This window comes from Nevskia sp. (assembly GCF_021732705.1).
GTDB lineage: Bacteria > Pseudomonadota > Gammaproteobacteria > Nevskiales > Nevskiaceae > Nevskia.
Genome location: NZ_JAKFUM010000006.1, coordinates 295,224 through 305,811 on the forward strand (window position 1 = coordinate 295,224; position 10,588 = coordinate 305,811).

General features: G+C 66.4%; 8 protein-coding genes. 1 reads left to right on the plus strand and 7 read right to left on the minus strand.

Annotation, left to right across the window (positions count from 1 at the left end; translation table 11 throughout):
- Positions 1-12 precede the first annotated feature (12 nt).
- The 5 genes from QZ951_RS06775 to QZ951_RS06795 all read right to left on the minus strand — a co-directional run bounded on the left by QZ951_RS06775 (position 13) and on the right by QZ951_RS06795 (position 7,211).
- Positions 13-3,018 (minus strand): DUF1800 family protein, encoded by a 3,006-nt coding sequence (locus QZ951_RS06775; RefSeq protein WP_292999776.1) that lies wholly within the window; start codon positions 3,016-3,018, stop codon positions 13-15.
- Between the two features lie 444 nt (positions 3,019-3,462).
- Positions 3,463-4,554 carry a redox-regulated ATPase YchF gene (gene ychF, locus QZ951_RS06780; RefSeq protein WP_292999777.1) on the minus strand — a complete coding sequence of 364 codons (1,092 nt, stop codon included), beginning with the start codon at positions 4,552-4,554 and terminating at the stop codon, positions 3,463-3,465.
- 68 nt (positions 4,555-4,622) lie between these two features.
- Positions 4,623-5,264 carry an aminoacyl-tRNA hydrolase gene (gene pth, locus QZ951_RS06785; RefSeq protein WP_292999778.1) on the minus strand — a complete coding sequence of 214 codons (642 nt, stop codon included), beginning with the start codon at positions 5,262-5,264 and terminating at the stop codon, positions 4,623-4,625.
- A 102-nt stretch (positions 5,265-5,366) separates the two neighbouring features.
- Entirely contained in the window at positions 5,367-6,071 is a 705-nt protein-coding gene (locus QZ951_RS06790; protein WP_292999779.1) for a 50S ribosomal protein L25/general stress protein Ctc, read from the minus strand.
- A 120-nt stretch (positions 6,072-6,191) separates the two neighbouring features.
- Complete coding sequence (locus tag QZ951_RS06795) at positions 6,192-7,211, minus strand: NADP-dependent oxidoreductase (protein ID WP_292999780.1); 1,020 nt, start codon at positions 7,209-7,211, stop codon at positions 6,192-6,194.
- 182 nt (positions 7,212-7,393) lie between these two features.
- On the opposite strand from QZ951_RS06795, the gene QZ951_RS06800 reads away from it, so the two are divergent.
- The gene (locus QZ951_RS06800; RefSeq protein WP_292999781.1) at positions 7,394-8,830 is read left to right on the plus strand and encodes a M20/M25/M40 family metallo-hydrolase; all 1,437 of its coding nucleotides are present in this window, start codon (positions 7,394-7,396) and stop codon (positions 8,828-8,830) included.
- 144 nt (positions 8,831-8,974) lie between these two features.
- Here QZ951_RS06800 and QZ951_RS06805 read toward each other — a convergent pair whose 3' ends face one another.
- A complete protein-coding gene (locus QZ951_RS06805) occupies positions 8,975-9,754 on the minus strand; it encodes an HAD family hydrolase (RefSeq protein ID WP_292999782.1) in 780 nt (259 codons plus the stop codon).
- A gap of 4 nt (positions 9,755-9,758) precedes the next feature.
- Positions 9,759-10,271: a helix-turn-helix domain-containing protein gene (locus tag QZ951_RS06810; RefSeq protein ID WP_292999783.1), complete on the minus strand. Its 513-nt coding sequence runs from the start codon at positions 10,269-10,271 to the stop codon at positions 9,759-9,761.
- Between the last annotated feature and the right edge of the window lie 317 nt (positions 10,272-10,588).

Consider the following 10,588-nt stretch of genomic DNA (forward strand, 5'->3'; position numbering starts at 1 on the left):
CTCCTTGAGCGATTAGCGCTGGACGGCGAATTGCGGCGAGTTGATCAGCAGGTCGGTCGTTTCGATGACGCGGCTGGCCGGGGAGCTGGCGGGAATGGCGGAGGCGTAGTTGATCAGCGTGGTCCGCATCGCGGCCGGCATCAGGCCCTGCATGAACACGAGGTTCAGGCGGTCGACCAGCGTCGCCGGGTTGGCGGCATACGGTTCCCACGCGGCGGTCTTCAGCAGCACGCTGGTCGGGCCGAGATTGCCGGCTTCGCTGTAGCCGTTCGGGCCGGCGTTGCGAACGCCGTTGCTGTCGACGTACTGGTAGACCTGACGCTGCAGCATGTTCGCGGTCAGCACCAAGGTGTTCTCGTTGGTGGTCTGGAACTCCGGTGCCAGCAGGCCGGCGAACTTCAGCGGGCCGCTGCGCTGGTAGTCCGGCGCGAAGAAGTTGAAGACGCTCGGCGAGCTGAGCACGGACTGGGCGAAGATGTCGCTGGACTGCAGCATCAGGCCGTATTCGCTGACATTGCCGTTGCTGTCGGAGGCCGAGAAGGCGCGCCACAGGTTGGTCACGCGGATCAGCGGTTCGCGCAGCTTGCCGGCGGTGTTGTCGCCCGGGTTCACCGCTTCCGGATCGGTCAGGATCGCCCGGGCCACCGCCAGCAGGTCACCGCGAACGCCGCTGCCGTTGTTGTTGAACACGGTGGCGACACGGGCGATGTAGGCCGGCGACGGGTTCGAGGTCACCAGGCGCTGGATCAGACGCAGGGCGATGAACGGACCGACGTTCGGGTGGTTGAACAGCGTGTCGAGCGCGATCCGCAGGTCCTGCGCGGCGGTGCCGCCCGCCGGCACCACGACGCCGCCGACGATGGTCTTGGCGCTGGTGTCGTGGTGGCTTTCGTAGGCGACCATCGGACGGATGTAGTCGATGTCGTACTGCCAGGCGCCTTCGCCGGTCTGCGTCACCGGGGCCGAGGCCCAGCCGGTCATCACCTTGGCCATGCCTTCGACATCGGCCTGCGAGTAGGTCGGCAGCGGCACGCCGGCAGCGTCTTTCTGCACGGAGCCATCGAGGTTCAGCCGTACCAGACCGATGCTGAACAGCTGCATGATTTCGCGAGCGTAGTTCTGGTCGGCATGGACGCCGGTCGCGAGGTTCTCCTTGTTGTTGCGGAACATGTTCAGGTACAGACCCATGGTCGGCGACAGGGTGACGCGCTCCAGCAGGGTGCGGTAATTGCCGAGGGCATTGGTCGACAGCAGGTCGTAGTAGGCCGCCATCGTCTCGCTGCGGTTCATGATCGAACCGGCCTGATCGGACACCACGAGGATTTCCGACAGTGCGAAGGCCATGCGCTGACGCAGCTGGTCCGGACCGGTGACCACGTTCTTCCACCAGGTCGGCACCCACGGCGCGTCCTTGTTCGGCACGCTCGGCAGGATCAGGCTGGTCGGCGCGGCGGCCTGCGCGGCGAACCAGGCGTCGTAGCTCTGGGCGGCAGCGGCATCGAGGCTGGCCGGCGAGGCGCCGAAGGTACCCTGGGTCAGCAGACGGGAGGCCGCCGTGAGGCCCATCGCGCCGACCGGCGTGACCGGCGGCACCGGCGGGACGGTGACCGTGGTGACGGTGAAGCTGGCCGTCGACGTCGTGTTGTTGGTCGGGTTGGCAACGCGGATCGTGCCGCTGCTGGCGCCATTCGGGACCGTGAAGCTCAGCGACGTGTTCGAGGCCACGGTGACGCCGGTCGCGGCGACGCCGCCGATCGAGACACTGTTGGCGCCGGTGAAGCCGGTGCCGGTGACGGTGACGACGGTGCCGACCGGGCCGGACGACGGCGCGAAGCTGGTGATCGCCGGGACGGCGGCCGGCACGGTGACGGTGAAGCTGAGCGGCGAGCTGCCGCTGTAGCTGGCGTTATGCACCTGCACCGGGCCACTGGCGGCACCGGCGGGCACGGTGAAGGTCAGCGAGGTTGCCGTGACGCCGCTGACGGCGACGCGGGTCGAGTTGCCGATCGAGGCTGCCGTGGCACCGGTGAAGCCGAGGCCAGTGACGGTCACCACGGTACCCACCGGGCCCGAAAGCGGGAAGAAGGTCAGCACGCTCGGAACCGGAATCGGCGCCGGCACGGTGACCGTGAAGCTCGCCACCGACGTGCCGTTGGTGCTGCTGTTGTAGACGCGGATGCTGCCGGTCGTCGCGGTGGCCGGCACGGTGAAGCTCAGCGAGGTCGCCGTGACGTTGGTGACCGGGATCTGCGCCGAAGCGCCGACGGTGACGCTGGTGGCGCCGGTGAAGTTGCTGCCGGTCAGCGTGACGACCGTGCCGACCGGTCCACTGGCCGGCAGGAAGCTGCTGATGATCGGCGTCAGCACGGTGGGCGTGCCGGAAGTGATCGTGAAGACATCCGGCGAGAAGCCGCCATGGACCGGATTCAGGATGCCGAAGCCGGCCGTGGTCGACGAAGCCGTGACCGTGGCGCGAAGTTCGGTGTCGCTGACCACGGTGAACGGCAGGTCGCGACCGGCGCCGAGCCAGACCGCGGTGGCGCCGGTGAAGCCGGAGCCCCGGATCGTGACGACGGTGCCGACCGGTCCCGAAGCGGGAGCCCGGCTGACCAGATACGGCTGCGGAAAGGTCGCAACCGGCTGCGGCGCGCTGGCCGTGACGGTGAACCGCGCCGAGGTCGAGGTCGAGAACGACGGATTCGCCACGCGCACCACACCGGTGGGGGCATTCGCCGGCACGGTCAGGGTGAGGGTGGTGTCGTTGACGATGGTGAACGTGGCGTTGGTCTGGCCGATGCGGACCGAGTTGGCGCCGGTGAACTTGCTGCCGCGGACCGTCACGACCGTGCCGACCGGGCCGGACGAAGGCGAGAAGCTCGAGATAACCGGACGGGCGTAGGTGACCGTCTGGGCAAAGGCCTGACCGAGCGTCAGGAAAAAGGCGAGGAAAATCGCCAGCGAGCGCAGTAGCGTCGCTTGCGGTGTCAGACTCTGGATACGGATGGATGCGGCGCTCATGGCGATCTCCCTAATGGGTTCTTTTGCGCTTGTGACGCGTCTGGGGGCAGGCATCGAGACTTCGCGGCACGTCATGGAGGACTGACCCGTCGAAGCGGCAACGCTGTTCAAGCGCTGGTCGCGGCCGGCGAGACAGGTGGGGGTCATGACGATTCGGGGGTGGTCAAGATTTATCGGGGGCGGGCAGTAGTAAATAATCTCTACAGCACGCGGCCTTTGTATCGTGCTAGCCAAACCGATCTTGAGCGCTATCGACAAGCGGGTATCGGCCGAAGATGAACGGGTCATCTGCCGTTTTTGCGTCACCAAATCCGGCACGCGAAGGCGACGAATGGTCGTCTCGCGCACGCAAGGCAGCGAAAGCGCCCGGCGCGTCGCTGACCATCGCCCAACAAAAAACCCCGCCGAAGCGGGGTTTTTCAGGTCACGCCGAGGGAGATGGCGTCAGACGTTGAAGCGGAAGTGCATGACATCGCCTTCCTTGACGATGTAGTCCTTGCCTTCCAGCCGCCAACGGCCGGCTTCCTTGGCGCCCGCCTCGCCCTTGTAGGCGATGTAATCGTCATAGGCGATGACTTCCGCGCGAATGAAGCCGCGCTCGAAATCGGTGTGGATGACGCCAGCTGCCTGCGGCCCGGTGGCGCCGACCTTGACCGTCCACGCCCGCACTTCCTGCACGCCGGCAGTGAAATAGGTCTGCAGGCCGAGCAGGTCATAGGCGCTGCGGATGACGCGGTTCAGGCCCGGCTCGTCGAGTCCCAGCGATTCGAGGAAGTCCTTCTTGTCGGCCTCGTCGAGCTGCGCGATTTCCGCCTCGATCTGCGCGCAGACCACGACCACGGTGGCGTTTTCCTTTGCCGCCAGCGCCTTCACCCGCTCGACGTACTCATTGCCGCCGAGACCGGCCTCGTCGACATTGGCGATGTACAGGCCCGGCTTGGCGGTGATCAGCTGCAGTTCCTTGACGATGGCGCGCTCGTCGGCGTCGAGGCTCATGCTGCGCACGGCTTCGGCGTTGTTCAGATGCGCCTGCACGCGGCTCAGGCAGGCGCTGCGGGCGATGGCATCGGCGTTGCCGGACTTCGCCAGCTTGTTCGAGCGTTCCAGCGCCTTGGTCACGCGTTCGAGATCGGCCAGGGCCAGTTCGGTGCCGATCACTTCGATGTCGCGGATCGGATCGACGCTGTCCATCACGTGGATCACGTCGTCATTCTTGAAGCAGCGCACGACATGGGCGATGGCATCGGTATCGCGGATGTGCGACAGGAAGGCGTTGCCCTTGCCCTTGCCCTCGGCCGCGCCTTCGACCAGGCCGGCGATGTCGACGAACTCGACCGTCGCCGGCAGGATCTTCTGCGGTTTGACGATCTTCGCCAGCGCATCGAGGCGCGGGTCCGGCACGCCGACGACGCCGACATTCGGGTCGATCGTGCAGAACGGATAGTTCTCGGCGGCGATCTGCGCCTTGGTCAGCGCGTTGAACAAGGTCGACTTGCCGACGTTCGGGAGACCGACGATGCCGCATTGAATGCCCATGATTTCGAATCCTTGAGTGCTGCGAGCTGATACGTGGAAAGAGGCTTTGTAGCGTGACCGGCGACCGGCTAGCTCGCCGGTTTCGCGGCCGGTGATGCGGGTTCCGGTCGGGGGGCCTTGGCCGGCGCCGGCGCGGCGCTGTGCAGCTTCTGCATCGCCTTTTCCAGCGTCTGGTCGAGCCAGACCGGAACGGCGTTCATCGCGTCGATCAGGCCATCGCGGATCAGCTTGTCATCCGCGGCGTTCGGGCGCCCGAGCACGTAGCCCAGCACCTGATCCTTCGTGCCCGGATGGCCGATGCCGATCCGCAGCCGCAGGTAAGCCTCGCCGAGATGCTGATGAACGCTGCGCAGCCCGTTGTGACCGCCGTGACCGCCGGCGCGCTTGAGCTTCATCGCGCCGACCGGCAGGTCGAGTTCGTCATGCGCCACCAGAATGTCTTCCGGGGCGAGCTTGTAGAACGCCGCCAGCGGCTGGATCGCTTCGCCGCTGCGGTTCATGAAGGTGGCCGGCTTCAGCAGCAGGACCTCGTCGCCGCCGATGCGGATGCGCGCCAGCTCGCCCTTGAACTTCGATTCCATCCGGAACGTGCCGCGATGCGCCGACGCCAGCAGGTCGACGAACCAGAAGCCGGTGTTGTGGCGCGTGCGCTCGTATTCGGCCCCCGGATTGCCGAGGCCGACGATGGCACGCAGGCGATGGTCCGACATCGATCCCCTCCGCGCGGCACTGCCGCATCATGAAAAACCCGTCCGCTCGGCGGGCGAACGGACGGGTCGGTTGCTGCCGGGACGTGGACCGTCCCGCAATCCTTACTTCTTCTTGGCCGGCGCGGTCTTGGTCGCGGCGGCAGCCGGGGTGGCCTTGCCACCCTTGGCGGCCGGCGCCTTCGCTGCAGCGGCTTCGGCGGCTTCGGTCGCAGCTTCCGCGGCCGACTGGCGCGGCAGATGGATCGCGGCGACCGAGATGTCGTTGCCGTGCTTCAGTTCATAGAAGGTGGCGCCGTCGGCCAGCTGCGCCTGCAGCTGCGACAGATGCACCGCTTCGTTGACATTCAGACCCGACAGGTCGACTTCGATGAACTCCGGCAGGTCCTTCGGCAGGCACTCGACTTCGACCTGGATCTGCTGGTGTTCGACGACACCGCCGCCGATCTTGACGCCCGGGGCCACATCGCCGCCCTTGAAGTGCAGCGGGATGTGCATGCGCAGCGGCACGTGGGCCAGCACGCGCTGCAGATCCATGTGCATCACTTCATTGCGCACCGGGTGACGGTGCAGATCCTTCAGCACGGCCTGCTCGGCCTTGCCGTCGATCTCGACCTTCAGGATCGCCGAGTAGAACGACTCGAACTTCAGGCTCTTCATCAGCTCGTTGTGGCTGACCTGAATCGACTGCGGATTTTCCGTGCCACCGTAGATGATGGCGGGCACCTTGCCCTCATGGCGCAGGCGGCGGCTCGCACCCTTCCCGTGCACCGTGCGAGTTTCGGCACTGATGACGAATGACTGTTTCATGTGACTCTCCGTGACTTGCAGCAAAAAGCCGCGTCCGCGACCAGACGCAGCGAGCCGCGCACTATACAGAGGTGGCTGCCGGCCTGCCAGACCGGGCGGGACCGGCTGAAACGCCGCCAATCACGTCACTTCAATGATCAATTTGCCGAAGTTTTCGCCGCGGAACAGCTTCAGCAGGGTCTCCGGAAAGGCGTCGAGCCCTGGCACGATGTCCTCGCGCGACTTGTAACGACCTTCGCGCATCCAGCCGCTGATCGCCGTCACGGCTTCCGGGTAACGATCGGCCCAGTCGAACACGACGATGCCCTGCATCCGCGCCCGGTTGACCAGCAGCGACAGGTAGTTCTTCGGGCCCTGGATCGGCGTCGTGTTGTTGTATTGCGAGATGGCGCCGCACAGCACGATGCGGGCGTGCAGCCGCAGGCGCGCCATCACCGCGTCGAGAATGTCGCCGCCGACATTGTCGAAATAGACGTCGATGCCTTCCGGGCAGTGCTTGGCCAGCCCCGGGAAGATCGGCCCGCGCTTGTAGTCGATGCAGGCGTCGAACCCCAGTTCGTTGACGACGAAATCGCACTTGTCCTGTCCGCCGGCGATGCCGACGACCTTGCAGCCGAGGATCTTCGCGGTCTGGCCGACGACCTGACCGACCGCTCCGGCCGCTGCCGACACCACCACGGTCTCGCCGGCCTTCGGCTGACCGACGTCGAGCAGGCCGAAATAGCCGGTCATGCCGGGCATGCCGAGCGCATTCAGAAAGCTGGGCAGCGGCGCGAGGGTCGGATCGATGCGGCTCAGGCCGCGGCCATTCGAGATTGCGTACTTCTGCACGCCCAGCATGCCCTCGACGATGTCGCCGACGGCGAAATCCGGATGGTTCGACGCGATCACTTCGCCGAGCGCGCCGGCGCGCATCACTTCGCCGATCGCCACCGGGCGGATGTAGCTCTTGCCCTCGTTCATCCAGCCGCGCATCGCCGGATCGAGCGAGATGTAACGGACCTTGACCAGCAGTTCGCCGTCGCCCGGCGCCGGCACCGGCGTCTGTTCGCGCAGCCAGTCGCTGTCCTTCGGCAGCCCGAACGGCCGCGCGGCAAGCTTGAAACTGGTGTTGGTGAAACCGGTCATCACTGCCGACATCGAACCCGCTCCTCGAAAAAGTTGAAAACGATTTCGAATGATTGCATGCGCGGGCACCCTCCGATCATCCGACAAGCACCCGGGTGCTTCGTCATCCGCGATCGGATGCGTCGCGCTTTACGCGGCACGGGCATTGCTCAACACTTCGCCGAACTCCTTGACGACACCACGACGAACCCGCCATGCGTCCGTTTGCCTCGCTGTTGCTGATTGCCAGCCTGACCACCACCGCCGCATTCGCGGCCGACGCCACGCCCGAAGTCGATCCGGCCACGCTCGCGAAGCTGCGCGACGCTGCGCTGCAGAGCGACTACGCCTATGAGCGGCTGAGCGATCTGACCGACACCATCGGCCCGCGTCTGTCCGGCTCGAAGCAGGCGGCCGCGGCGGTGACGCAGGTGGCGGACGCGATGCGCGCGCTCGGCGCCACCGTCACCCTGCAGCCGGTCAAGGTGCCGCACTGGGTGCGCGGCGAGGAACGCGCGGAGCTGGTCGGCTATCCCGGTCAGCCGGCGGGCCTGACGCAGCGGATCGATCTGACGGCGCTCGGCGGCTCCGGCGCGACGCCGGCCAAGGGACTGACCCGGGAGGTCGTCGTCGTCCGCAGCTTCGCCGAACTGGAGGCCAAGGCCGCCGCCGTGAAGGATCGCATCGTGCTGCTCAGCGTGCCGTTCGATCAGAACCTGGCCGAGAACGGCCATTCCGGCGTGGCCTACGGGCAGGGCGGCGAGCCACGTTTCCGCGGCCCGGCGGCTGCCGCGAAGCTGGGCGCCGCCGCGATGCTGGTGCGTTCGGTCGGCGGCGCCCGCTTCCGCCTGCCGCACACCGGCGCGACGCGCTTCGACGACAAGGGCCCGAAGATTCCGGCGGCCGCGGTGACGGTCGAGGATGCGCTGCTGATCGAACGACTGTCCGCGAAAGGCCCGGTGACGATGACGCTGACCGTCACGCCGCAGACCTTGCCGGACGCCGACAGCTACAACGTCATCGCCGACTGGCCGGGCCGCGACAAGCCGGACGAGGTGGTAGTGCTGTCCGGCCATCTCGATTCCTGGGATCTCGGCACCGGCGCGATCGATGACGGCGCTGGCGTTGCGTCGGCGATGGGCGCGCTGTCGGTCCTCAAGTCTCAGGGCCTGCGGGCCCGACGGACGATCCGCCTCGTCGCCTACATGAACGAGGAAAACGGTTCGCGCGGTGCCCGCGCCTATTTCGACGCGAACAAGGGCAGCATCGAGAAGCAGATCGCCGCGATCGAGAGCGATGCCGGCGCCGGCCTGCCGCTGGGCCTTCATGCCAATGTCACGCTGGGCTCGATCAAGCGACTCGAGGCGCTGACCGACGCGCTGCGACCGTTCGGAGCGTCGGTGCTGAAGCGCAGCGATCGTCCGGTGGGTGCCGATATCGCGCCGCTGTCGCTGGCCGGCGTGCCGGGTTTCGAGCCGCTGCTCGACACCCGGCATTACTTCGACTATCACCACACCGCGGCCGACACGCTGGACAAGGTCGAGCCGGACCATCTGCGGCGGCAGGTCGCCGTGATGACGACGCTGGCCTGGTGGCTGGCCGAGGCCCCGGAGCCGCTGGAACGGCTGCCGGTGGAAAAGGCCGGCGAGTGAGGCAATCCGTGCGTCGGGCGCAGCAAGCGCGCCCCGGCGCGTGGGCCAGCAACCCGGTTCGGACTTTTGCGATTCGCCGGATGGCTACAACGGCGCGGCAAGCGTTCGATCGGGTCGCCACACCCGCCGGTTGTTACGGCTGGATCAACGGCCGCGCGCCGTGGAATGCCAGTGACGCAGCGCGCGGAGATCGGCGCAGACGGCGCTGCCGGCATCGCCTGACAGACACCTGAACGGCTGCGTCGGCTCGCCGAGATCGCTCAGCACGACCGTGGCACCGGTGAAATCGTGGTCGACCGTGTAGTCGTTGACGGTCACGATCGTGGCCAGGCCCGCGCCGCGCGATGCCCGCAGGCCGTTGTCCGAATCTTCGAATGCCAGGCAGGCTTCCGGGGGCAGGCCCAGCTGGTCGAGCACCCAGCGATAGATGTCCGGCGCCGGCTTCTTGGCCGGCACGATGTCGCCGGCACCGATCACCTCGAACCAGTCCACCGCGTCCGGGGCCAGCGAATGCTTCAGCAGCACGCTGACATTCTCCGGCGTGGTCGTGGTGGCGATGGCGAGGCGCAGCCCGTTGGCACGGGCTTCCTGAATCAGGCGCGCAACGCCAGGCCGCAACGGCAGGCCGCCGCGGGAAACCAATTCGACGTAATGACGGGTTTTTGCCTGATGCAACGCCGCAATGCGCGCGTCGATCCCGGGTTCCATCAGCAGGGATGGATGCGCGCCCTGCAAATAATGACGGATGCGTTCCTTGCCGCCGGTGACGGCGAGCAGTTCGCCGTACAGCGGCACATCCCAACGCCAGTCCAATCCCGCTTCCCGGAACGCGTCGTTGAACGCGATCCGGTGGCCATCCCGTTCGGTGTCGGCAAGGGTGCCGTCAACGTCGAAGATCAGGGCCTGAAGCGGGATTGCCGGCATCGCCTCAGCGCTTGCCGGACAGGCGGCTGAGGTCGTCGATCACCGAGTTCAGCACTTTCGACACCGGGCCCGGCAGCGAACCGGCGAGCTGGCCGAGCACCAGCAGCTTCTCGTTGACGTTGTCGATCGGGGCCAGACGCGCGGTCAGCACGCCGAGCGCATCGCGCAGGTCATTCGGTGCCTTCGGCGCTGCGGCGGTCTTGCCCTTCTTGCCCGAGCCCGGCTTGCGGCCGCGCTTCTTCGGCGCTGGCGCGGCTGCGCCTTCTTCGTCGGAACCTTCGGCCGCCGCCGGCGCCTGGCCGGTCAGGAAATAGCGCACCGCGCGGCCATCGCGCTGGGTGTCGACCGCACCTTCGTTCTTCAGCGCCTTCAGGTTCAGGTACAGCGAGGCCGGCGAGAATCCGCCCTTGTCGAGAATGTCCTGCGCGAGGGCCGGGCCATCCGCCAGCATGTCGAGGATGCGGCCACGGACTCCACTCTGACGCTTGCGACGCGGGGACGACGATTCAGAAGTCATTTTCTTGGATGCCTTTTTGGTGCGGGATTTGGTTTTCAACGTTGCTCCAGGGGGAAGCGGCAATACGGGCGGAATCGATCAGCATTCTCGTGCCCGCCAGTAGGGGTCCAACAGACCAGACGCAATTATTGCCTGAAATGATTTTATTTGTCTGGATCAGAACAGTGGAGGGTCCGGATTAGGCTCAAAAAACTATAGTCTGGGCCGCATCCTCGCTGCCGCTCGCATCATTGCAACGATCCGCTGATCGGATGGCTGCACCAAATTACCGGTAAGGGTCGCGTCCGAGGCTGGATGCGGGAATTAAATCGTCGAAT